Origin of the sequence: Fusobacterium massiliense (assembly GCF_900095705.1) — a bacterium.
Lineage (GTDB): Bacteria > Fusobacteriota > Fusobacteriia > Fusobacteriales > Fusobacteriaceae > Fusobacterium > Fusobacterium massiliense.
Genome location: NZ_LT608326.1, coordinates 27,368 through 51,736 on the forward strand (window position 1 = coordinate 27,368; position 24,369 = coordinate 51,736).

Genomic DNA, 24,369 nt, shown 5'->3' on the forward strand with positions numbered 1-24,369 from the left:
TCCTCCTTCTTTTTTTATAAATAGCTATATAAATTTTATAGCTTCAACAAAGATATATTTCTTATTAAGACTAACATTAAAGTTCAATTTTTCTATTATTTTTAGATTTCTCCATAGAGAATAAATAAAGTGTCCTGACAGCCGTATGACTCTTCCGAGCTCACCGAAATGCTCTCCAGAGTAATACGGACGTCAGAGACTAATTTTACTATTTAATTTTTTACTTTCCTATAGAATAAAAAGGGCTATTGCATCTATTAAAATTAAAAAATTAAAGAGTTATCTTCTCAGATTTTATTTATAAAAATCTACTTATAACAAACTATTTTTAATTTCATATTTTAAACTTCACAACAGTCCCTTTTTTAAATTATTTTTTTGTTATTATTTAAAAAGTTTTGCCATATATTCTGCAACTTTTAAATTAATATAGTCAATTTTTACTTGTTCTTTTGATTTTTCAAAATTGGCTAATTCTGGTTTCACTTCTTTAGTCTTTTGAACTAATAATATTGTATATTTAGTAGGTGTTGGTCCAAAATTATTTATTATCTTTATACTATTCAAAGGAGCTTCAAAAATAGCTTTAGCTATTTCTGGGCTATATCCAACATTAGGAATATTTCCGTCTGGAGAAACATCTTTAACTTCTATATTTTGAATAACATCTTCGTCTATTTTATCATTAAATGCTATAACTCCAGCTTCTACATCAGATTTAACTTTATTTAATTTATCCATTTTAGCCTTTATTGTACTTTCTGAAGGTTTAGTTGGAACCATTATATGAGATGCTGTCCATTTTGAATTTTTAGAATCATTTTCTCTAACAAAAATTACATGGTATCCGTATCCAGTTTTTACAACTTTCTTTACTATTGAATTACTTGGAGCATCTTTTACAGCTTCTTCAAATTCTTTTACCATCATTCCTGTTTGGAAAGTTCCTAAATCTTCATATACATATTCTCCAGTAGCTTTTAACTCATTTCCTTTTTTTTCAAAATTTTGAGTTGTTACTTCAGCCAATACTTTTTCTGCTTTTTGTTTAGATAAATTTTCATCTTCTTTAGATGGTTTTACATTTATAAATGTTAATTTTGCATCTGCAGAAGGTAAAATATCATATCTATTTTTGTATCTTTCAAAAAACTCTCTTAATTCTTTATCAGTAGGTTTTACATCTTCCCCTACTTTTTTTGATAAACCTAGCAAATACTCTTGTAATTGAGATAGCATATCTAAGTTTTCATCAACTGAAACACCTTTTTCTTTTGCAATTTTTGCTACTTTTATTTGATTAGATATTATTTGTTTAGCTTCTTTTTCAGCTTCTTCTTTAGTTGTTTTCTTTGATAACATTACTTGGATTGTAGCCTTCGCTAAATCTAAATTTGTTATAGCAAATCCTTCTTCTTCATAAGAAGTTTTTTCTACTAGAGCTTCATACTCAGGAGCCAATTCTTTTATTGTCATAGCTTTTTTAGCTTTTCCTAATTCAATTCTATATTTTTCAGCACCTTTTTCAAATTTATAGCTTTCTAGCACTTTTGCTCTATCAGCATTCACTAATGAATGAAGTGCTATGTAACTATTAAGTTCTTCATCTGTTGGATTAATATCCTTAGAGAATTGTTCAATAGTCTTTTGAATTAATAAATTTTCTTCAATTTTTTTCTTTAAAGAATCTTTAGTAAGACCTTGAACTTGAAGCATTCTTTTAAATTGTTCTTTATCTCCCATAGAAGCTTCTAATTCTTGATATTGTTTATCTATTTCTGAGCTAGGTACTTTTATTTTTAAATCTTTAGCAAGATGTAATGTTAGATTTTTTTCAATAACATCATTGAATGCAAGTATATCTATTATTGATTTATCTACACCTTCTTTATATGTGTTATTTAATTCTTGTTTTGCTCTCTCTATATCAATCTTTTGTACATAATCAGCATTTAAAAGCATTGCTTCTTGTGCTTTTTTATCAGCTCTACTTTTTCTAAAACTTTCATATCCACTGTATGCTAAAGATAATATAAAGACAACTGTTAAAACAATAATAAAAGGTTTCATTTGTTTACGAAATTTTCTAATTGACATTTTAAGATTCCTCACTTTTAATTTTCATTATTTTATATCTAAACCATATTTTCTAATTTTTTCATATAAAGTTGTTCTTCCTATACCAAGTATTTTAGAAGTTTCTTGCTTATTCCATCTAGTTTTTTGAAGAGCTATAGCTATAACAACTCTTTCAACTTCTTCTAAACTATATATTTCTTGTTCTAAGATTTCTTTTAATGGTCCTACCCCAATAACTGTTTTATTTTCAACTATATTTGATTTAGTTTTTATTTCTAAAGGTAGTTGTTCAACATCTAATATTTTATCTTTAGATAATAAAGCCATTCTTTCTATTAAATTTTTCAATTCCATTATATTTCCTGGATAATAATATTCCATTAAAAATTTCATAGCTTCTCCAGAAATAACTGGTGTTTCTTTGTGAAGTATTCTTACTATTTTATTTAAAAAGTAATTTGCTAATACTGGAATATCTTCTTTTCTTTCTCTCAAAGGAGGAACTTCTATTGTTAATGCTGTTAATCTATGATATAAATCTTTTCTGAATTTTCCTTTTTCAGTTTCAACTTTTAAATCTATATCTGTTCCAACTATGAATCTAACATTAGTTTTTCTAACTTTAGTCCCACCAACTCTTTTAAATTCACCATATTCTATTGCTTTTAAAAATCTTGATTGAACTTTTATATCCATTTTAGCTATATCTTCTATGTATATAGTTCCACCATCTATTTCTTCAAGTAGTCCTTTCTTACTTGCATTTGCTCCTAAAAAAGCTCCTCTTTCATAACCGAACATTTCTCTTTCAATTAATTCTCCAGGAAATAAAGCACAACTTATTTGAGAATATTTTCCTTTATTTCTTTCACTTTTCTTATGAATTTCTTTAGCTATGATGTCTTTTCCTGTACCAGTTTCTCCAACTATAAGAACTGGCAAATCACTGTCAGCTATTTTTTCTATAAGATTTCTTACTTCTTTTATTTTCATAGATTGACCAATGATATCTGTATCTTCTTCTAGTATACTTATTTTATCTTCTAGTCTTCTATTTTCTTTCTTTAATTCTAAACCTTTTAATGATGGTAATAATATTGCATCTAAGTCTTCTATTTTTAAAGGCTTATTTAAAATAGCAAAAACTCCTGAATTTTCTATTGTTTTATAAATATCATTGTTATACTCATCAACTAAAGCTATAGTTACAAATTCCTTTCCTATACTTTCCAACTTCTTTTTAGCTTCTTCTATAGATAAACCTTCTAAATTGTTATCTAAAAGAATCAGATCAAAATCACTTTCTCTAACCATATCTATTGCATCTAATAAATTATTGAATGTTATAACCTCATATTTTTCAGCCAACTCTTTTCTTATTTGTTTTAGTACTTCTTTCTTTTCAGAAATTGCTAATATTGCATTTTTCATATTTATCCTCCTTTTCTAAAACAAAGCATTTTTTTTATTTGTTATCATTTTGTATTATAACCGATTATGTGTATAATTTCAAGATTTTTTATTTATTATCCATTAAATTACTTTTAATTTATTATTTAAATTATTATAAATAAAGTCTCTGACGTCCGTATTATTTCGAAGAGCCTATCTTCATTGAGCTCGTAGAACTCATACGGCTGTCAAGAGACTAATTTTTTTTATTTAATTTTATACTTTCCTATAGAATAAAAATATTTGCATTTTTTCTTATATAAGATAAAATTATACTATTAAATAATTTATATCATTTAAAAAAAATATATAGCAAGGAGAAAGGAATGCTTTTAGAAAAAATTAATAAACCAGAAGACATAAAGAAATTAAATTTTAACGAGATGAGAGAATTAGCCCAAGAAATTAGAGACACTATCATAAAAAGAGATGCCGTATACGGAGGACACTTTGGTCCTAACTTAGGAATAGTTGAAACTACGATAGCTCTACATTATGTATTTAATTCTCCAAAAGATAAGTTTGTATTTGACGTATCTCACCAAACTTATCCACATAAAATAATTACAGGAAGAAAAGAAGCTTTTATTGATGAAAAACATTTTGATGACGTTACTGGATATAGCAATCAATATGAAAGTGAACACGATCATTTTATATTAGGTCACACATCTACTTCTATTAGTTTAGCTTTAGGACTTGCTAAAGCAAGAGATGTTAAAGGAGAAACAGAAAATATCATTGCTATAATTGGAGATGGTTCTCTAAGTGGTGGAGAAGCTCTTGAAGGATTAAATTTTGCAGGTAGTGAATTAAATTCTAATTTTATTATAGTAGTAAATGATAATGATATGTCAATAGCTGAAAATCATGGTGGGCTGTATAAAAATTTAAAATTATTAAGAGATACTGATGGAACAGCAGAAACTAATTTATTTAAAGCTATGGGACTTAACTATATATATGTTAAAGACGGAAACGATATTGAACGAGTAATAGAGGCTTTTCAAAAAGTTAAAGATATTGAACAACCAATAGTTGTTCATATTTCTACTCAAAAAGGTAAAGGATATAAACAAGCAGAAATAGATAAAGAACCTTGGCATTATGTAATGCCTTTTGATTTAGAAACAATGGAACCAAAATCAAAAAATAACTCTGAGAATTATACCAAAGTTACAAGAGAATATCTACTAAAAAAAATGAAAGAAGATAAAAAAGTTGTACTTATAACAGCAGGAACTCCTGGAACATTAGGATTTAACAAAAAAACTAGAGATGAAGTTGGTTCTCAATTCATAGATGTCGGTATAGCTGAAGAAACAGCAGTTGCTATTGCATCTGGTATGGCTTCAAAAGGAGCTAAACCAATTTTTGGAGTTGTTAGTAGTTTTATTCAAAGAACTTATGACCAATTATCACAAGATTTAGCAATAAATAATAATCCTGCTACTTTTATCATTTATTATGGTGGAGCTATTGGAATGACTGATGTTACTCACTTAGGTTGGTTTGATATACCCCTAATAAGCAATATTCCTAATATAGTCTATCTTGCTCCTTCTACTAAAGAAGAACATCTTGCAATGTTAGAATGGGCAATAGAGCAAGAAAAATATCCGGTTGTAATTAGAATTCCAGGTGGAAATATGGTGTCAACAGGAAAAGAATTTAAAAAAGATTTTTCTAAATTGAATACTTTTGAAATGAAGCAACAAGGAAAAAAAATTGCTATTATTGGACTTGGAACTTTCTATCAACTAGGAGAACAAGTTGCTAAGCTGTATGAAGAAAAAACAGGTATTAATCTTACTGTTATAAATCCAATTTATGCAAGTGGAATAGATACTGAAATGTTAGAAGACTTAAAAAGAGAACATGACCTAGTCGTTACTCTTGAAGATGGAGTTTTAGATGGTGGTTTTGGAGAAAAAATTGCTAGATTTTATGGAAATTCAAATGTTAAAGTATTAAACTATGGTCTAAAAAAAGAATTCTTAGATAAAGTTAATATTAGTGAATTATTGAAGATAAATAGACTAAAAAAAGAACTAATACTTGAAGATTTATTAAATCTAACAGACAAATAAGAGTTAATAACATACAAAAGTAATATTCTTATCATTTTTTATATACTTTTTTAACTAAATAAAGTCTCCTGACAGCCGTATGACTCTTCCGAGTTCACCGAAATGCTCTCCAGAGTAATACGGGTGTCAGAGACTAATTTTGCTATTAAACTTTATACTTTCCTATATAATAAAAATAGCCTCCTACGATATTTTATATTCTATTGTAGAAGACTATTCTTTTAAATATTTACAGAGTTTTTTCTATACTCTCAAAGATTTTATTAATTTTTAGAACTTAATCTTGATAAATATGTTCCAAATTATAGCTTTAATGTTTTGATTGTCCCTAAATCCTTTGTAACTATAACCGTATCAAATCTTATTTCAAATAAAATCAAGGATTCTCCCGCATATTCTATAGTATCTTTGTAATCCGGAACTTTAGCAATAAATTGCTCAGCAACATCAAAAATAGTTTTTAAACTTTTTTGAACTATGCCTTTAGCCTTGACATGTTCATTTCCTGAGTGAGGAATTGTAGTAAATGCCACATATGGATTCGATTTTATTTCTTTGATTTTATCATTTCCTCTAAAAGACGAAAAGTAAATTATATTTTCAGTCGGCTCAAAATAAAAATTTACTATTCTCACATTTGGAATATTATCTACAGATGTTGCTAAGGCTATTTCTGTTTGTTCAGCCATAATTTTCAAAAATTCTGTTTTTGCATTCATTTAAGAAGACCTCCTTTTTATATAATTTAATTATACAGAATAAAAGTATCAAATTGTGAAACCTTTAAAATTCAGTTACAAATTTAAAGAGATTTAATGTAAGTTATATTATCTTCTATTTTTTTAATAATCAATTCCTTTAACTCAGGTGGATTAATTGAAATAATTTCTTTTCCAAAAACGGAAAAGTAACTCGAGATAAAATCTTCTTCATTTTTGTTATAGTATCCTCTAATAACCGGTGCATTATTACACCAAACTAATGCCATTGATGGATAATTTTCTTTTATAAATAAATCCACACCTCTTTCTGTTATATTTACTTCAAAATCCGTAGATTTTTTTTCTTTGAAATTATTTTTTTTCAAGGTTTCAATTCTATAGTTGTCAACAGGTTTCTTATTTTCATTGATAGATAAAGAAAGAATTTTATCACAACGAAATACTTGCATTTTGTCATTATCATAATTATATACTGTCACATACCATTGACCAAACGATGTAGATATATTCAAAAATTGTACGGTATATTTATAATCATTATTTTTACTTTTATAAGTAATATCACATACAGAATAGTTAATTGATAAATACAATATATCCTTCAAAAATGGACAATTATTCACTTGCTTTAAAGCTTTAAAGCTGAATACTGTTTCCATTCTGCTCAAATTCAACTTATGTTCTTTAGAGATACAGGATTCAAATTTCAGTTTTAATTTCTGTAGATCTAAATTAAAAGGGGTGGATTGATATTCTTTTAGTGTCAGCATGGAGAAGTACATCGCATACATTTCATCTGTGGTAAAAATAATGGGTGAAAGTAATCGATTTTTTAAAATTCCATATCTTCCATACCTGCCATATTCCGAAAATATTGGCATTCCAATCTGTTCTAAAGATTGAATATCTCTGATTGCAGTGCTTCTTGAGATATTATATTTTTCCATCAAATCTGTTAAGTTAAAATAGCTCTTATTATTTAAATATATCATCATATCATTAAGTCGCTCTGATTTATTCATTCAAACATCTCCTATAAATATAAAGGTATCATATTTTGAAACTTTTATACATTATACTATAAGTGAAAGAAAAATATAAGAAGTAATATTGTGGAACAATATTTGACAAAATTAGTCTTGCAACCAATAAGCAATAATGAAGTTGTTTTAAGTTAACAATTCTTAAAAAGTAGTGTAGATTTCTTAGTGAGGGTAATCATGAGAGGAATAAAAATAGATTAAGCAGTAATGGGGAATTACAATGTATTATTTAAAGTCTGTTATTCATATAGAAAATAACAATTGACCTTTTTAATACTGGTAATTATTATAAAAAATCAAATTTGAAATATAGAAAAAGAGTAACTTTCTTCCATTTCAGAGGACCTATTATTGTGCGGAAGTCCTCTTTTTTTGTCTAAAAATACAGGCAAAAAAATGGAAGAAATAAAATCCCAAAAGAATATTATCTTTATTTCAACGGACAAAAGGTTAAAGTTAGTAAGTAGATATATAAGAAAAAAACATGAAAAATATTTAGAACAGGCAGACAAGAAAAAAACACTTGCTCTTTTTTTTATGTTGGACACTTTGTAGATAATATTATTGTTGAAAGTGTTGATGTTGAAAAGATTATTGAGATGATGATTGAAGTAGTCAGAAATACTATATCAAAGCTTAATGTAGAAGAAGAAATATTATTGAAGAAAATTTTCAAGTTTTTATTCTCAAAAATTCTCTTAATTATACTAAGTGATAGTCTAAACTTTTTCATCAATACTATTTGACAAATAACCCAAATAACCAAAATAAAAAAACTTGACATCTATATAAGTTTTATGAACTCAATAAACACAGATGTCAAGGGTCTTTTTTATCTTTTTAATTTTTAAAATCAAATTCTATTGTTGTTCCAATATCTTTTTGGCTCTTAATTTCTAAATTTCCTTTTAATTTATCTTTGACTAATGAACTTATAATTAAAAGTCCCATACTATCATTATTTTCTGTTGCTTTCATACCAATACCGTTATCAGAAACAGTAATTTTTGAACTTTTTTCTCCTTTTTTTATAGTTATATCAATTTTCCCACTATCTCTTGTTACAAAAGCATGTTCAGTTGCATTTTGTACTATTTCATTCACTACTAGAGCTACTGAAGTTGCTTTATCAGAGCTAATAAAAAATTCATCTCCAACTATTTCAAAATCTATTTTTTTAGACCTATCTATATTATTCTTAAAATAATTTTTACATAAAATATCCAATATTTGTTTTATAGAAATATTTTCTATTCCAGTAGCAGATAAAATCTCATGAGTTATTGCTATACTTAAAATTCTATTAATAGTTTCATCTAAAATCTTTTTAGTTTCAAGACTTTTAACTCTTCTTTTTTGTATTCTAAGCAAACTTGCAACTGTTTGTAAATTATTTTTAACTCTATGATGAATTTCTTTAATAAAAACTGTTTTTATTTTAAGCTCTTCTTCATATTTTTTTTCTTCTGTAATGTCCTTTATAATTAAAGTTACTCTTTTTACATCTTCGTTTATCTTACTTACTAAACATTGTACATTTAAAATAAAATCTAATATTTTAACTTCTTTTTGTTGATACTCATCTGGGTTTTTAATTATGTCGTTATATTTAGCTCTCTCAAAATATAAATTTTCAAAACTTTGACCTGTTATAGAGGTTACCCCTAATTTTTCATACAAACTCTTTGCAACTTTATTAGCATATGTTGAATAACCATTTTTATTAAAAATTATTATCCCATCATTGATGTACTCTGTTACCCTATCTTTCAGACTATCTATTTGTCCCATCAATATTCCAGCTGCTTTTTTGTCATATTCCTTTTCAAAAAACTCTTTTTGCTGCTCACTATACTCTATTATTATAGTACAAATCACCTCATCTAAAGAATTAAATATAGGTAAAATATTTTGTAAAACATTAGCTTTTTCTTGAGTGATAGCCTTGTAGTTTCTTGAGGGTAATCCTGTTTCAAATGTCCTAAAAACTGCTGGTTCATCTAGCCTATATGCTATTTCACCAGAAATATTTTTGCTGTATAAACTATTTTTTTCTGGTCTTGCATGGAATACTACCATAGCTTCTTCATTTTTCTTTGTTGGGCAGTCCAAAAATACGTCCATATCCAAAATGTTACTAAGTATTGTAGCTACATTAGACATTTGTTCTACTATATCTATATCAGATGGAGTTAAAGTGGCACAAATTTTACAAAGTAATCTTAGCACTTTACTCAAGACCTCCTGTCATTATAATTATTTCTGATAACTTATACATACTTATTCTTTTCTGCATACTTAAATCTCTAATTTTTTTATACGCCTCTTCCTCAGAAAGAGTATATTTTGCCATAACTATTCCTTTGGCTCTTTCAACAATTTTTCTTTCTTCTAGTTTCTTTTTAGTTTCCTCAACTTCTTTTTTCAAGTCACTATATAGCTTAAAATTTTTATATATCATTTTAAGCCTTTCAATAAAAATAGGCTCATCTATTGGTTTTAAAATATATCCCATGACTATACTATTAGAAGCCTCTTCTATATATTCAGCAATATTATAGGCTGTAAGTATTACCACGCAACCTGTGAAACCCTCTTCTTTTAAAATATTTGCTACTTTCAAACCTGAAATGTATGGAATCTTTATATCTAATAAAACTATATCAGGCTGCATCTTTTTACACACTTCAACAGCTTCTATTCCATCAGAAACTTCTCCTACAACATCATATCCATTTTCTTTTAATATTTCTATAAGGTCTATTCTTGTTAGTGTTTCATCTTCCACAACAACAACTCTAAGCTTCATCTAACCCCAACCTTTTTCTAATAGCTTCTAAACCTTCACTATCATTTAGTCCAATTCTATATATTTCTGTTGCTCCTGCCTCTCTTAATATTTTTTCACTTCTTTCTGCATTGGAGTTTTCTAGGTCTACTTTTGTAATAACTCCAATTACTTCCTTTCTAGGAAACATAGTTGCAAATTTTGGTGGAAATAATGTTGATTCATCTATTGAAGATTGCACCATTACTATCATTTTTGCATCAGACGAAAGAACTAGCAATGACTTGTAATATACTTTATTTTCAACATACTCTCCAGGTGTATCTATTACTTTACTCTTATAAGAAACTGCTTGTGTTTTTTTGTATTTAACTTCTTCATTATTTAATTTTTGAGTTAGAGTTGTTTTTCCACAACCAGTTTTTCCTATTAACATTATTTTTTTCATTTTGTAACCTCTTCAAAAATCTATGATTTTGTAATTTCACAAACATAGAATTTTAATGTATTTTGTAAAAATTCTAATACTGCTTTTAAAGAAGACTCTACACTAGCAAAATCTCCCACTAATAAAAGTGTTCCACTAAATCTATCTAAAAATCCTAACTCTATACTTCCAGACTTTATAGCTACATCGGCACTTATTATAGCAGCTTCTCCAGGTGTTATTGTAAGTATTCCAATAGCATTAGTTCTTTCTTCATCTAATCCTAATTTTATACACATATCTTTATCTGGATTTGCTATTAAATGTGCAAGTGTTACTTGCTTCCCTGGTACATATTCTTGCACTACTCTTTGTTTGTTCATTTCCATTTTTGTTATTACTCCTTACTTGTTACTATTCTATTTCCTATAAATCCCATCTGCAACTAAACAAGCTCTTTTATTTTCTAAAACATTGTGAACTCTCACAATATCAATTCCTTTTTCAATACCTATTACTGTCGTTGCAACAGTTCCTTCTACTCTTTCATCAAAAGGTAAATCATTTAGAAGTTTTCCTATAAATCTTTTTTTAGAGGCTCCTAATAATATAGGACCCATATCCCTAATTTCATTTAATCTAGATAAAACTTCTATATTTTGCTCAGCATTCTTCCCAAATCCCAAACCTGGATCTAAAATTATTTTATTTCTATCTACTTCGTATTTATCTGCTATTTTATAAGTTTCTTCAAAAAAATCTCTTATAGATAAAATTATATCTTTTTTATAGATTTCATCATTTTGATTATGCATAGCTATTAAAGGCAAATTATATTTTTTTACAATCTGTGCCATTTCTCCATTATCATATTGTAAGCCCCAAATATCGTTTACGATATTTGCACCAACTTTTATAGCCTCTTCAACCACATTATATTTATAACTATCTATTGATATTATTGTATTTAAATTTTTAGAAATTTTTTCTATTATAGGTACAACTCTTGAAATTTCTTCTTCTGAACTTATTTGTATATGCCCTGGTCGTGTCGATTCTCCACCAACATCTATTATATCTGCTCCATCTGAGATAAGTTTTTCTGCTTGTTTCATAGCAGCATCTAAATTATTATACTTACCTCCATCTGAAAATGAATCAGGTGTAACATTTAGAATTCCCATTACTAAAGTTCTTTCGCCCAAAATAATTTCTTTATTTCCACAACTAATTTTTTTCATTTTCAAGCTCCTTTCTAAGTGTACTAATTCTCTTTGAAAGTAAAGGATGAACAAAATTAGGTATTATTTCTTCCAAAGGTTTCAAAACAAATTCTCTATATTCCATATATGGATGAGGTACTATCAAGTCATCTTCTTCTATAACTTCTTTTCCATAAAAAATAATATCTAAATCAATAATTCTAGGTCCCCATTTAATTTTTCTTTCTCTTCCCATTTTCTTTTCAATAGAAAGTAATTCCTGTAAAATTTCTCTGGAGCTAAGCAAAGTTTTTACTCCTATACAAGAGTTTAAAAAATCATCTTGTTCTTTGTAACCAAAAGGTTCTGTCTCTATAATTTTACTTTCCTTTATAATAAAAGTATCTCTTATATTAGCTACTTCTTTAATAGCTTTTTCAAGATTTTCTCTTTTATTTCCCATATTAGAGCCCAATGAGATATATACTTCTGTCCATTTTCTTGTAATCTCAACAGAAACTTCTTTCAAAGGTAAGCCTACTGGAGCCCAAGGTTTTTTTATTTCTAATTTTAACTCATTTACCAGAGGGTAATTAACTAATACTTCTCTAGCAATATCTTCTGCTAACGTTTCTATCAAATCATATTTCTTTTGAAAAAAGACTTTCTTTATACTTTCTGAAACTTCTCCATAATGAGTTGTTTTTGTTATATCATCATTTAAGCCTGCTTCTCTTAAATTAGTCGTAAGCTCTAAGTTTATAAAAAATTTTTGTCCTAATTTTTTTTCTTCTTCAAAAACTCCATGATAACCTATAAATTCTAAATCTCTTATATAAATTTTATCCATTTCTACTCCTCATTAAGTAAAATAAATTAAATACAAATTGATGAATTTCTCTTTCTTTTTATTTCAATAATGTCAAAACTTCAAGTTTTTTATTAATATCAGTTTCAAACACACCTTTTACAGAAGTCGTTAAAATTTTTGTATTTTCTTTTTTTTGACCTCTCATAGTCATACACAAGTGTTTAGCATCAATAACAACATAAACCCCTTGACAGTTTAAAATTTCATAAATATATCTAGCTATCTCTTCTGTAAGTCTTTCTTGCAGTTGAGGTCTTCTTGATAAAATTTCTATAAGTTTTATTATATCTCCAAATCCAAAAATTTTCTTGTTTGGTATATAGGCTATGGAAATAGTCCCAAAGAAAGGTAGAAAATGATGTTCACACATTGAATAAAAATCTATATTTTTTTCTATAATTAAGTCATCACTAACAACTTCATAAGTTTTATTCAATACAGAAAAAGGATCTACTCCAATCCCCCCAAATATTTCTCTATAGCTATCGGCTATCCGTTTAGGAGTTTCTTTTAATTCTTCCTTATATTTACTGTTATCCTCTAAGGCATCTATTACTTCAAAAAAAGCGTTTTCTATCTTCTTTGAGTCCATTTTCCCTCCAAGTTTTAATCTAACTTATTCAAATAAGCCACTTTATCAAATATTTCTAAAATATAAGTTAATTGATTGATTCTATTTTGTTTAATTTCGTTATTTTCATCCATAACCATAGTATTTTCAAAATATTTATCTATAGCAGGTATAATTGTAGTCAATTTATCAAAATATTCTGAATATTCTTTATTTTTCAAAATTTCTTGAATTTCTACTGCTAAATCTTTAGCAGATACATATAAAGTCTTTTCATATTCATTTTGGAATAATTTTTCATTAACTTCTTTTGTTTTATTATTTTTAACAATATTTGCAATTCTTTTCAATGTTTGTAAAAGTTTAACAAATTTTTCTTTTTGAAGTTTTTCTGTTATTGCTTTTACTACATCAAGAGCATCTATAATATTATCAAAATCTTTATCTAAAACTGAATTAATTATATCTTTTCTATATTTCATATCAGAGAAAATATTAATTATTCTTTGTTTAAAAAATTCTAGTACTTCTTTTTCAGTCTTAGCTCTATCTTCTTTTAAAACTCCATCTTTTTCTAATGTATCAAGAGATACATTTACTAAATCTTTTAAAGATACATTCAATGATGAATTAACAATTATATTAACTATACCTAGAGCTGATCTTCTCAATGCAAATGGATCTTTAGAACCTGTTGGAATTAATCCTACTCCAAAGCATCCAACTAAAGTATCTATTCTATCTGAAATACCTGCTATTATTCCTTCTATTCCACTAGGTAATAAATCTCCTTGGAATCTAGGATAATAATGTTCTTTTATTCCAAGAGAAACACTATCTTTTTCTCCAAGTTTTAAAGCATAATCAGCTCCCATAAATCCTTGAAGTTTTGTAAATTCTTTTTCTCCTATCATATTAGACACTAAATCAGCTTTAGCCAATTCTACTGTTCTTAATATATCTTCTTTTTTATATTCATAACCAAGTTTTTCTATTAAGAAATTAGCTATTTTTTCACTTCTCTTAATTTTTGAATAAATAGTTCCTAAGTCTTTTTGGAAAACTACTGTCTTTAATTTTTCAACATTATTTTTTAAAGGAATTTTCAAATCTTCTTGATAGAAAAATCTAGCATCTGAAAGTCTTGCAGATAAAACTTTTTCATTTCCTGTTTTAACATTTTCTGAATAATCTATACCATTTCTTATTACAACAAACTTAGGTAATAATTTCCCTTTTTTATTTAATATAGGAAAATATCTTTGATGTACTTGCATAGATATGATTAAAACTTCTTGTGGAACTTCTAAGAAATCTTCAGAAAAAGAACCTATAATAGGATAAGGATATTCAATTAAGTTTGTTACTTCTTCTAAAAGTCCTTTATCCATAACTACTTGTTCATCTTCTTTTAAAGATTCATTAATCATCTTTTCTATCATTTGTTTTCTTTCATCAATATCAATTATTACATTATTTTCTTTGATTTTTAACAAATAGTCGTCAGCTGTTGCAACTTCAAATTCTTTTCCAAAGAATCTATGTCCTTTAGATTTATTTGAGCTTCTAATTCCCTCAATTTCAAAATCTATAACTTTATCTCCATATAAAGCTAAAAACCATTCAATTGGTCTTGCAAATCTCAAAGTTTTATCCGACCATCTCATTGATTTTGGAAATGTTTCTTCTAAAACTAAAGATTTTAATATTTCAGGAAGTATTTTTTCTGTTGCTTCTCCTTTAGAGGATTTTCTAATAGCAATATATTCTCCCTTATCAGTTTTAATTAGTTCAACTTGGCTTTCTTCTGCTCCTTGCCCTTTTATAAAACCAAGTCCTGCTTTTGTTAAAACTCCATCTTTATATGCTATTTCTTTTGATGGTCCCATATTTAACTCATTTAATTCTTCTTGCATTTCTGAAACTTCATCAACAACTAAAACTAATCTTCTTGGTGTCCCATAAGTTTTTATTCCGTCAAATTTTATTCTATTTGTAGTTAATTTTTTTTCAAAATTATTTTTTAAATCTGTTAAAGCTTGATTTAAAAATCTTGCTGGTATTTCTTCCATTCCTATTTCAAATAATAATTTCACTTTATATCCTCCTCTTTTTTCTCTTTTCTCTAAATATTTTACTATAAGTTAGATGTTATCTAACAAACAAAATATTTTCCTTACTTTTTATTTAAAAGAGGGTAGCCTAATGCTTTTCTGTTTTCTACAAAAACTTCTGCACATTTTCTAGCCAAATTTCTAACTCTCAATATATATGCCATTCTTTCAGTTGTAGAAATAGCTCCTCTTGAATCTAAAACATTAAAAACATGTGAACATTTTAAAACATAATCATAAGCTGGTAAAACCAACCCTTTTTCTAAAATATATTTTGCTTCTTGTTCAAATTCATCAAACCATTTAAAATGTTTATCAAGACTAGCAAGTTCAAATGAATATTTTGAATTTTCAAATTCAAATTGATATCTCATATCTCCGTATTTTACACCTTTTGCCCATTCTAAATCATAGACATTTTCTTTATTTTGAATGTAAAGAGCCAATCTTTCTAGTCCATAAGTTATCTCAACTGGAACTATATCTAATTCTAATCCTCCAACTTGTTGAAAATATGTGAATTGTGTTATTTCCATTCCATCTAACCAAACTTCCCAACCAAGTCCCCAAGCTCCTAAAGTTGGTGATTCCCAGTCATCTTCAACGAATCTTATATCATGTTTTTCTGGTTCTATTCCTAAAACTCTCAAGCTTTCCAAATACATTTCTTGTATATTAGTTGGAGATGGTTTCATAATTACTTGAAATTGATGATGTTGATATACTCTATTAGGGTTTTCTCCATATCTACCGTCTTTTGGTCTTCTTGATGGTTCTACATAAGCAACATTCCATGGTTCTGGTCCTAAAGACATCAAAAATGTATTAGGGTTAAATGTCCCTGCTCCTTTTTCAACGTCATAAGGATTCCCTATTATACAACCTTTTGAGCTCCAAAATCGTTGTAAAGAAAAAATTATTTCTTGAAATGTCATTTTTTATTTCCTCCTCTTTTTCTATCGAAAAATATATGTTCTACAATTATTAATATTACCCCTATATTTATCCATACATCAGCAAAATTGAATATAAAATGCCATATTCCTCTAAAATCTAGCATATCTATTACATAGCCTCTGAATATTCTATCAATCAAATTTCCAATAGCACCAGAAACTATCATAGTATAAGCAATTCTCTCAATAAAACTAATTTTTTTTAAATTTTTTATGAAATAAAACATAATAAATATTACTGCTACTATTGCAAAGATTGTAACTACATCTATTTTTCCTTGAAATAATCCAAAAGCAATTCCTCTATTTTGAACATAAGTTAAATTGAAAAAATTTTCCACTATGGGAATAGATTGGGTTATATGCATAACCGAATCTATTATATATTTAGTGTATTGATCTATTATCAATAGTATTAAAAATAAAAATATGTATATCATTGTCTTTTCTCCCTATTTCAAGACTTCTGTACATCTTGGGCAAAGTGTTGGATGTTCTGCATCAACTCCTAAATTATCATACTTCCAACATCTTTCACATTTTTCTCCTTCAGCACGAGTAATTTTTATTTCTAATCCTTCCACTTCTTCAGCTTTAGTAAAGTTTTCGTCTGTACTTTCTACTATTTCAACTTTAGAAACTATAAAAACTGTTTCTAGCAATGATACATCAGACTTCATAAATTCTTGTAAAGATGAATCTTTTGAGAAAAGACTTACTTTTGCATCTAGAGAGTTTCCGATAATTTTATTTTCTCCTTGTCTTGCTTTTTCTAATTTTTTATTTACTTCTTTTCTTAATTTTATAATTTGTTGCCATTTTTCATCTAATTCAGGATTTAAGTATTCATCATTATTTTCATACCAATCAACTAAGAATACAGACTCTTCATCTCTTGTTTCAACTGGTAAATTTTCCCAAATTTCTTCAGCAGTAAATGATAAAATTGGAGCTATCATTTTTGTTAATGTCATTAATACTTCATGCATAACTGTTTGAGCAGCTCTTCTTGCAACAGATTCCTTCTTTTCAGTATATAATCTATCTTTTATTATATCTAGATAAAATGCTGACATATCTATTGCTGCAAAATAATGAATTTCTTGGAATAAATTATAGAACTCATATTTATCATAATTTGCAGTTACACTTCTTTTCAATACTTCTAATTTGTTTAAAGCCCATTTATCTATTTCAAGCATATCTTTATATGCTACTTTATCTGTTTTTGGATTGAAATCATAAGTATTTCCTAAAATATATCTAGCTGTATTTCTTATTCTTCTATATGCTTCAGACATTTGTTTAACTATATTATCAGATATTCTAACATCATCTCTATAGTCAACTGATCCACACCAAAGTCTTAAAATATCTGCTCCATAAACTTTTATTACATCATCAGGAGAAACTGTATTTCCTAATGATTTAGACATTTTCTTTCCTTCTCCATCGTTAACAAATCCATGAGTTAAAACATTTTTATATGGAGAATCTCCTGTAGATGCAACAGATGTTAATAAAGATGTATGGAACCATCCTCTATGTTGGTCTGAACCTTCAAGGTATAAATCACATGGTCTATGCAATCCTTCCCAAACTTCTAAAACTCCTCTATGGCTACTTCCTGAATCAAACCAAACGTCCATTATATTTGTTTCTTTTCTCAATTTTACATTTTTTAAGTTATATTTTCCTAATAATTCTTCTCCAATTAATTCTTCAGGAGTTTTTGCTACCCAAACATTTGAACCTTCAACTCTTACCATATCACAGATATGGTCTAATATTTCTCTATGGAATATTTCTTCACCTGTCTCATCGTTATAGAATATAGGAATTGGAACCCCCCAAACTCTTTGTCTTGAGATACACCAGTCAGGTCTTGTTTCCATCATAGATCCTATTCTATTTCTTCCCCAAGATGGTATAAAGTTTATTTCATTTATAGCTTTTAAAGTTTTTTCTCTTAAATCTCCACCTTCCATTCTAATGAACCATTGTTCAGTAGCTCTGAATATAACCGGAGTTTTTGATCTCCAGTCATGAGGATATGAGTGGCTTATCTCTTTCATTTTTAATAAATGTCCTGTTTCAGTTAAATGAGCTATTATTGCTTTGTTAGCTTCTGTATAGAATAAGCCTTTAAATAAATCTCCTGCTTCATCTGTTAAATATCCTCTATTATCTATTGGAGAAATTACTGGTAATTTATATCTTATTCCAACAACATAGTCATCTTGTCCATGCCCTGGAGCAGTATGTACACAACCTGTACCTGCATCAGCTGTAACGTGATCTCCTAAAATAATATATCCTGTTCTTTCTAAGAAAGGATGTTGATAAGAAGTATTTTCTATATCTTTTCCTGTAAACTCTGCTACAAGTTCAGCATTTTCTATTCCAATTTCTTTGAAAGCTATTTCTGCCAATTCTTTAGCAAGTATTAAATTGCAATTAGCTGTTTTGTAAACTCCGTATTCAAAATTTTCATTTAAACATATAGCCACATTTGCTGGCAATGTCCATGGAGTTGTTGTCCATATTACCATGTATGTATTTTCATCAGCAAAGCCAATTTTTTCTAACAAATCCTTATTAGCTTTCATTTTTACATATATAGATGGAGATGTATGATCATGATATTCTATTTCTGCTTCAGCTAAAGCTGTTTCAGTTACAGGAGACCAATAAACTGGTTTTAATCCTTTAAATATATATCCATTGTCATATATTTCACCAAATAATTCTAATTGTTTAGCTTCGAATCTAGGATCAAGAGTTAGATAAGGATTATTCCAATCTCCTAAAACTCCTAGTCTTATAAATTGCTCTTTTTGAACTTCTACCCATTTTCTAGCATATTCTTCACATAATTTTCTTATATCTAAAGCTGACATTTCTCTAGCTTTAGCAACTCCTAATTTTTCTACAACTTTTAATTCTATTGGTAGTCCATGTGTATCCCAACCAGGAACATAAGGTGATCTAAATCCTCTAAAAGTTTTATATTTTAAAATGATATCTTTTAATATTTTATTTAAAGCATGTCCTATATGTGTATTTCCGTTTGCATAAGGAGGTCCATCATGTAATATAAAATCCCCTCTATCTTTGTTTTTTTCCAAACCTTTTTCGTAAATTTTTTCGTCTGTCCATTTCTTAATATACTTTGGCTCCTTGTTTGGTAAATTAGCTTTCATTTGAAAGTCTGTTTTTGGCAAATGAAGTGTACTTGTGTATTCTTTTTCACTACTCATTTATTTTTTCCTCCCTATATTTGTTAAAAATTATTCTTACTTTTGTTCCAACATCTAATTCTGAAGTTATACTTACTAAACCCTTATGCTCTTTAACTATTTTATAAATAGTTATAAGACCCATACCCATTATATTTTTAACTCTATTTTCTGTTTCAGTATATGGTTTCATAAGTCCATTAACTTCTTCTTCAGTCATTCCAATACCATTATCCACTATATCTATTATAACCCTATTGTCTTTGTCAGTAATAACTATAATATTTATTTTTTTATCTAATTTATTTCTAACTAAAATAGAGTTTATAGAGTTTCTTAAAATTTGTAAAAACAATTGATATATTTTTTTCTTATCTCCATAAATTTCTCCTGAGAAATCTACAAATACAGAAATATTTATCCCATATTTTCGTAAAATTCTATCGCTGTTTTTCACAATTTTATCAATCAATCTTTCAAGATTGAAAGGTCTAAAATTGTTGGTATTATTATTCACAGAATAATTGAGAACAACATTTCTCTTTTTTTCATCTCTAACATAGCGAATAATTTTATCTATATCTTTACTATTATATCTATTATTTTTAATTTTTTCAATAAAAGTTTCTACATTATTGATTAAATTCTTATTATTTGAAATAAATTTACTAGAAATCTTAGTCATAGTTAAATATCTTTCTTTCATAAGTTTATCTTCTTCCAACATATTATTTTTAACTCTTATCAAAAAATTCATTAACAATAAAGCATTCAATTCAACTTCTTCTTCTGATATCGTTCGATCTCTTCCAAAATAATCTACTATTATACAACCTACTTTTATTTCTTTATCAGCTATTGGTAACACCATAAAATTTCTTAGCCCTAGTGCTTTAAAAAGTTTATTCCCAAAAGTATACTTAAATCCTTTATCGTTATGATAAATTATTTTTCTACTGTTCATACTTTCCCAAAAAATTCCTCCGGGTTCATACTTAACATTTAATAAAGGTAACATATTTTCTATATCTTTCAATTGAAATTTAAAACCACTTATACCTTGAGTATATTTCTCTATATTAGAAACTATGTGTGCATTCACAGAATAATTTTTTGCCGTAAGCTCGTTTCTCTCTTTATCATAATGCATATATATTGCTCTACTATAACCTAGACCTACTTCTGAAGTCATAGCATGTAATATTTGCTCTATACTCTCTATAAAGTTTTTATTAATATCTACTCCTATTAAAATATTTTCAATTGTAATAATCCTGTTTAAGTTAAAATTTAATTTATTATTATTCTCTCTTAATAACGTTTCATTTTCTTCTATTCTTTTTGCCATATTTTTTAAGGAGTTTGATATAGATCTAATCTCAAAAATGTTCTCTCCATCAAAATTAACTTCATAGTCATAGTCTTTCTTTAAATTATTATAAATTCCTATTTCACTAGTTTTATCCGCAATTAGCATCAAAGGTCTTAATAACCTAGCAAATATTCTTGCACATAATGTTGTACTTATTACTACTGATAATAAACAAACAGCAAGTATCATGGTTGCAAGCATATATTTTATAGCTATAGAACTACTCTTTGAAATTGCTACACCTATATTTCCTATATAAGTATTATCACTGTTTTTTAAAGCTAACATTCCTAGATAGTAGTTATTTCCACCAACTTTTTTTTCTGAGAAATAGTATTTATCACTAGATAACTCTCTCGCAACCTTATTAAATTTAAAATTTTTAAAAAAATCTAAAGGTTTTTCTAAATATAACTCTCCATATGATTTTCCCTCTTTTGTTGTAAAAAATATTTTATCTTCATCTGATAAATAAGCATATTCTTTTACTTTAGAGAGACTATAATTTTTTAAAGGTAAAGTCAGTACAATATAATTTCTTTCATGAGATTTATATACTCTGTACGGATAAATTATCCTCACATATAAATCATTTTTTGTTCCTAAAAATTCATATTTTACATTTTCTAATGTTGATAGGCTTGGATTGATATTATTAGCTAAGTATAAATCATACTTTATTTCTCTGTCTCCACTTTCACCTAAAATTAAATTTTTAGAAGAAAGTACTTGAATATAACTTTTGTTATATAAAGAATAAGAATCCACATTCAATTGATTTTTTATTACATCTGCTAACTTGTTTTTAATAAATTCATCATTACTATCCACCAACACCAAATTTATAGCATCGTTAGAAACATCATTAAGTGTTTCTTTTGTTTTTTCAATTAAAGAAAGATATGCCTTATTCACTAATAAAGTTCTTTCCCTTGATTTATCCAAAAGTCTCATATTTAATTCATTAAAAATCATTATTCCAAACAACAGTGCCATAACAATAGATATCATTATTATAGCAATACCATTGTATGAAATTATTCTTAGCAATAAAGAGTCTTTTTTTATAAACATCTAGTTCCCCTTCTTAGTTAAGCCTACTCTTCCTCTTTCCTTATCAACTTCTTTTATCTTTACTTTTATAATTTGTCCAACTGATAAAACTTTGCTCGGATCATCTATATATTTATCAGATATTTCTGATATATGTAATAGAGCATCATTTTTTAAACCAATGTCTATGAATGCTCCAAATTTAACAACATTTCTAACTGTTCCCTCAAGTTCCATTCCAATTTCTAAATTATCAATATTTAAAATATCTGATTTTAAAAGTGGTTTTTCAAAATCATCTCTTGGGTCTCTTCTATCTTTTAATAAAGCTTCATACACATCTTTTACTGTCTCTAATCCATAAGAGTTTTCTTGAGCAAATTTTGTATAGTCAAAAGATTTTAATCTTTCTCTAGCTTCTTTTAAATCATCATTATATTTTTGAAGATTAAATCCGATTTTCTCTAAGATATGTTCTCCTATATGATAAGACTCTGGGTGAATAACTGTATTATCCAATATGTTTTCCCCTTCTGGAATTACTAAAAATCCTGCCATTTGTTCATAAGCTTTAGGACCTACACCTTTTACTTTTAAAATTTCTTTTCTATTTTTAAAGTTTCCATTTTCTTTTCTATATTCAACAATATTCTTTGCAACTGTCTTCTTTATTCCAGATATATGTGATAATAATGCCCAAGAAGCTGTATTTATATTTGCTCCAACATTATTTACAACATGACTTATAACATTGTCTAAAGACTCATCTAATTTAGATTGATTAACATCATGTTGATACATTCCTACACCAATAGATTTTGGATCAATTTTTACAAGCTCTGCTAAAGGATCTTGTATTCTTCTACCTATTGAAATTGCCCCTCTAACAGTAACATCTAAATCCGGAAATTCCTCTGCTGCTATTTTTGAAGCTGAATAAACTGATGCTCCTGCTTCATTTACTATAAGATATTTTATATTTAATTTTTCTTCTTTTATCAAATTAGCTACAAAAGTTTCTGTTTCTCTTGAAGCTGTTCCGTTACCTATAGAAACTATATCTATGTCATATTTTTTAACTAATTTTACAAATTTATCCTTTGCATCTTGTATTTGCTTTGGATTATGCATGGCTTCAACCAAATAAAAAACTGTATTTTCTCTATAAAAACCAAATTTATCTATAACTGCTACCTTACAACCTGTTCTATATCCAGGATCCAATGCTAAAACATTTTTTTCTTTTAGTGGAGCTTGTAATAATAAGTTTTTCAAATTATCTTTGAATACATCTATTGACTCTAATTCAGCTCTTTCTGTCAATATATTTCTAACTTCTCTTTCTATTGATGGAAGTATCAATCTATCTAATGAATCCTTTATAATACTCTTATATGTTTCTTCCAATTCATTTTTTGGAAATTCTTTGATTATCATTTTTTCAACTCTATCTCTATCACCATCTTCCAATGATAAATGAACTGTAAGTATGTCTTCTTTTTCTCCTCTATTTACTGCCAATATTCTATGAGATGGCATTTTACTTATTTTTTCTTGATACTCATAATAATCTGTATAAACCTTTTTTTCATCTAATTCTCCAGCTTTTTTACTAGCTTTTGAATCTATCATAGAGACCTTTAAATATATTTCTCTAATTTTTTCTCTATATTCAGCTTTTTCAGAAATATTTTGAGCTATAATAAGCATTGCTCCTTCTATTGCTTCTTCAACAGTAAGAACTTCCTCAGTAATAAAGTCTTTTGCAGCAATTTCTATTTCTTCTAAATTATTTAATGAATAAAATTTTTCTGATAATGGTTCTAAACCTCTTTCTTTTGCTATATCTGCTTTTGTTTTTTTCTTCTTTCTATATGGAAAATATATGTCTTCTACTTCTTGTAAAATTTTTGCTTCTTCAATATTTTTCTTAATTTCGTCTGTCAATTTACCTTGTTCTTCAATAAGTCTTATTACTTCTTCTTTTCTCTCTTCAAGATTTCTCAAATATTCCACTTTTTGTAAAATATTTCCGATTTGGACTTCATCTAGATTTCCTGTAACTTCCTTTCTATATCTAGCAACAAAAGGTATTGTTGCACCTTCATCCAAAAGTTTCATCGTACTTTCAATTTTGTCTACAGGTATTTTTAATTCTTCAGCTACATTAATAAAAATTTTTTCCATAACTTTCCCCTTATTTAAATTTTATGTCTTTTTTATTATATCATTTTTTTTGTTTATTTTATAGTATACAAAAATGTCTCCTGATAGCCGTATGACTCTTCCGAGCTCACCGAAATGCTCTCCAGAGTAATACGGATGTCGGAAACTAATTTTCATATTAAATTTATACTTTCCTATGAAATAAGAAAAAGCTCTTTACAAAT

General features: G+C 27.2%; 18 protein-coding genes. 1 reads left to right on the forward strand and 17 read right to left on the reverse strand.

Annotation, left to right across the window (positions count from 1 at the left end; all coding sequences use genetic code 11):
- Positions 1 to 384: 384 nt before the first annotated feature.
- Together BQ2505_RS02570 and BQ2505_RS02575 are read right to left on the reverse strand one after the other, a co-directional pair.
- Positions 385 to 2,097: a peptidylprolyl isomerase gene (locus BQ2505_RS02570; protein WP_074016239.1), complete on the reverse strand. Its 1,713-nt coding sequence runs from the start codon at positions 2,095 to 2,097 to the stop codon at positions 385 to 387.
- A gap of 27 nt (positions 2,098 to 2,124) precedes the next feature.
- A complete protein-coding gene (locus BQ2505_RS02575) occupies positions 2,125 to 3,510 on the reverse strand; it encodes a sigma-54-dependent transcriptional regulator (protein WP_074016240.1) in 1,386 nt (461 codons plus the stop codon).
- A 347-nt stretch (positions 3,511 to 3,857) separates the two neighbouring features.
- Here BQ2505_RS02575 and BQ2505_RS02580 point away from each other — a divergent pair, with 347 nt between their 5' ends.
- A complete protein-coding gene (locus BQ2505_RS02580) occupies positions 3,858 to 5,621 on the forward strand; it encodes a 1-deoxy-D-xylulose-5-phosphate synthase (RefSeq protein ID WP_074016241.1) in 1,764 nt (587 codons plus the stop codon).
- A 302-nt stretch (positions 5,622 to 5,923) separates the two neighbouring features.
- Here the strand turns inward: BQ2505_RS02580 and BQ2505_RS02585 are convergent, their stop codons facing one another.
- From BQ2505_RS02585 to BQ2505_RS02660, 15 genes are all read right to left on the reverse strand, one after another.
- The gene (locus BQ2505_RS02585) at positions 5,924 to 6,340 is read right to left on the reverse strand and encodes a pyridoxamine 5'-phosphate oxidase family protein (RefSeq protein ID WP_074016242.1); all 417 of its coding nucleotides are present in this window, start codon (positions 6,338 to 6,340) and stop codon (positions 5,924 to 5,926) included.
- An 83-nt stretch (positions 6,341 to 6,423) separates the two neighbouring features.
- On the reverse strand, positions 6,424 to 7,365 hold the full coding sequence (locus BQ2505_RS02590) for a helix-turn-helix transcriptional regulator (protein ID WP_074016243.1): 942 nt from the start codon (positions 7,363 to 7,365) through the stop codon (positions 6,424 to 6,426).
- A gap of 861 nt (positions 7,366 to 8,226) precedes the next feature.
- Positions 8,227 to 9,615 (reverse strand): sensor histidine kinase, encoded by a 1,389-nt coding sequence (locus BQ2505_RS02600; RefSeq protein WP_074016245.1) that lies wholly within the window; start codon positions 9,613 to 9,615, stop codon positions 8,227 to 8,229.
- Between the two features lies 1 nt (position 9,616).
- A complete protein-coding gene (locus BQ2505_RS02605; protein WP_074016246.1) occupies positions 9,617 to 10,195 on the reverse strand; it encodes an ANTAR domain-containing response regulator in 579 nt (192 codons plus the stop codon).
- On the reverse strand, positions 10,185 to 10,622 hold the full coding sequence (locus BQ2505_RS02610; RefSeq protein WP_074016247.1) for a EutP/PduV family microcompartment system protein: 438 nt from the start codon (positions 10,620 to 10,622) through the stop codon (positions 10,185 to 10,187). Before BQ2505_RS02610 ends, BQ2505_RS02605 begins: the two co-directional genes overlap by 11 nt.
- A 20-nt stretch (positions 10,623 to 10,642) precedes the next feature.
- Positions 10,643 to 10,990, reverse strand: a complete 348-nt coding sequence (locus BQ2505_RS02615) for a BMC domain-containing protein (RefSeq protein WP_074016248.1) — start codon at positions 10,988 to 10,990, stop codon at positions 10,643 to 10,645.
- 30 nt (positions 10,991 to 11,020) lie between these two features.
- Positions 11,021 to 11,842, reverse strand: coding sequence for a dihydropteroate synthase (folP, locus tag BQ2505_RS02620; protein WP_074016249.1), 822 nt, complete (start codon positions 11,840 to 11,842; stop codon positions 11,021 to 11,023).
- Positions 11,829 to 12,653 carry a 2-amino-4-hydroxy-6-hydroxymethyldihydropteridine diphosphokinase gene (gene folK / locus BQ2505_RS02625; RefSeq protein WP_074016250.1) on the reverse strand — a complete coding sequence of 275 codons (825 nt, stop codon included), beginning with the start codon at positions 12,651 to 12,653 and terminating at the stop codon, positions 11,829 to 11,831. Before folK ends, folP begins: the two co-directional genes overlap by 14 nt.
- 58 nt (positions 12,654 to 12,711) lie before the next feature.
- Positions 12,712 to 13,266 (reverse strand): GTP cyclohydrolase I FolE, encoded by a 555-nt coding sequence (gene folE / locus BQ2505_RS02630; RefSeq protein ID WP_074016251.1) that lies wholly within the window; start codon positions 13,264 to 13,266, stop codon positions 12,712 to 12,714.
- A gap of 14 nt (positions 13,267 to 13,280) precedes the next feature.
- Positions 13,281 to 15,341: a glycine--tRNA ligase subunit beta gene (glyS, locus tag BQ2505_RS02635; RefSeq protein ID WP_074016252.1), complete on the reverse strand. Its 2,061-nt coding sequence runs from the start codon at positions 15,339 to 15,341 to the stop codon at positions 13,281 to 13,283.
- A gap of 80 nt (positions 15,342 to 15,421) precedes the next feature.
- Positions 15,422 to 16,294 carry a glycine--tRNA ligase subunit alpha gene (glyQ, locus tag BQ2505_RS02640; RefSeq protein ID WP_074016253.1) on the reverse strand — a complete coding sequence of 291 codons (873 nt, stop codon included), beginning with the start codon at positions 16,292 to 16,294 and terminating at the stop codon, positions 15,422 to 15,424.
- Positions 16,291 to 16,755 carry a signal peptidase II gene (lspA, locus tag BQ2505_RS02645; protein WP_074016254.1) on the reverse strand — a complete coding sequence of 155 codons (465 nt, stop codon included), beginning with the start codon at positions 16,753 to 16,755 and terminating at the stop codon, positions 16,291 to 16,293. The genes glyQ and lspA overlap by 4 nt, the downstream gene beginning before the upstream one ends.
- A 12-nt stretch (positions 16,756 to 16,767) precedes the next feature.
- Positions 16,768 to 19,575 carry an isoleucine--tRNA ligase gene (ileS, locus tag BQ2505_RS02650; protein WP_074016255.1) on the reverse strand — a complete coding sequence of 936 codons (2,808 nt, stop codon included), beginning with the start codon at positions 19,573 to 19,575 and terminating at the stop codon, positions 16,768 to 16,770.
- Positions 19,568 to 22,000: a sensor histidine kinase gene (locus tag BQ2505_RS02655; protein WP_074016256.1), complete on the reverse strand. Its 2,433-nt coding sequence runs from the start codon at positions 21,998 to 22,000 to the stop codon at positions 19,568 to 19,570. Before BQ2505_RS02655 ends, ileS begins: the two co-directional genes overlap by 8 nt.
- A complete protein-coding gene (locus tag BQ2505_RS02660; protein ID WP_074016257.1) occupies positions 22,001 to 24,166 on the reverse strand; it encodes a Tex family protein in 2,166 nt (721 codons plus the stop codon).
- Between the last annotated feature and the right edge of the window lie 203 nt (positions 24,167 to 24,369).

Excerpts from the sequence above, each read along its gene's own strand:
- BQ2505_RS02570 (WP_074016239.1), bottom strand. The coding sequence starts at position 2,097 with ATGTCAATTAGAAAATTTCGTAAACAAATGAAACCTTTTATTATTGTT.
- BQ2505_RS02575 (WP_074016240.1), bottom strand. The coding sequence starts at position 3,510 with ATGAAAAATGCAATATTAGCAATTTCTGAAAAGAAAGAAGTACTAAAA.
- BQ2505_RS02580 (WP_074016241.1), top strand. The coding sequence starts at position 3,858 with ATGCTTTTAGAAAAAATTAATAAACCAGAAGACATAAAGAAATTAAAT.
- BQ2505_RS02585 (WP_074016242.1), bottom strand. The coding sequence starts at position 6,340 with ATGAATGCAAAAACAGAATTTTTGAAAATTATGGCTGAACAAACAGAA.
- BQ2505_RS02590 (WP_074016243.1), bottom strand. The coding sequence starts at position 7,365 with ATGAATAAATCAGAGCGACTTAATGATATGATGATATATTTAAATAAT.
- BQ2505_RS02605 (WP_074016246.1), bottom strand. The coding sequence starts at position 10,195 with ATGAAGCTTAGAGTTGTTGTTGTGGAAGATGAAACACTAACAAGAATA.
- BQ2505_RS02610 (WP_074016247.1), bottom strand. The coding sequence starts at position 10,622 with ATGAAAAAAATAATGTTAATAGGAAAAACTGGTTGTGGAAAAACAACT.
- BQ2505_RS02615 (WP_074016248.1), bottom strand. The coding sequence starts at position 10,990 with ATGGAAATGAACAAACAAAGAGTAGTGCAAGAATATGTACCAGGGAAG.
- folP (WP_074016249.1), bottom strand. The coding sequence starts at position 11,842 with ATGAAAAAAATTAGTTGTGGAAATAAAGAAATTATTTTGGGCGAAAGA.
- folK (WP_074016250.1), bottom strand. The coding sequence starts at position 12,653 with ATGGATAAAATTTATATAAGAGATTTAGAATTTATAGGTTATCATGGA.
- folE (WP_074016251.1), bottom strand. The coding sequence starts at position 13,266 with ATGGACTCAAAGAAGATAGAAAACGCTTTTTTTGAAGTAATAGATGCC.
- glyQ (WP_074016253.1), bottom strand. The coding sequence starts at position 16,294 with ATGACATTTCAAGAAATAATTTTTTCTTTACAACGATTTTGGAGCTCA.
- lspA (WP_074016254.1), bottom strand. The coding sequence starts at position 16,755 with ATGATATACATATTTTTATTTTTAATACTATTGATAATAGATCAATAC.
- ileS (WP_074016255.1), bottom strand. The coding sequence starts at position 19,575 with ATGAGTAGTGAAAAAGAATACACAAGTACACTTCATTTGCCAAAAACA.
- BQ2505_RS02655 (WP_074016256.1), bottom strand. The coding sequence starts at position 22,000 with ATGTTTATAAAAAAAGACTCTTTATTGCTAAGAATAATTTCATACAAT.
- BQ2505_RS02660 (WP_074016257.1), bottom strand. The coding sequence starts at position 24,166 with ATGGAAAAAATTTTTATTAATGTAGCTGAAGAATTAAAAATACCTGTA.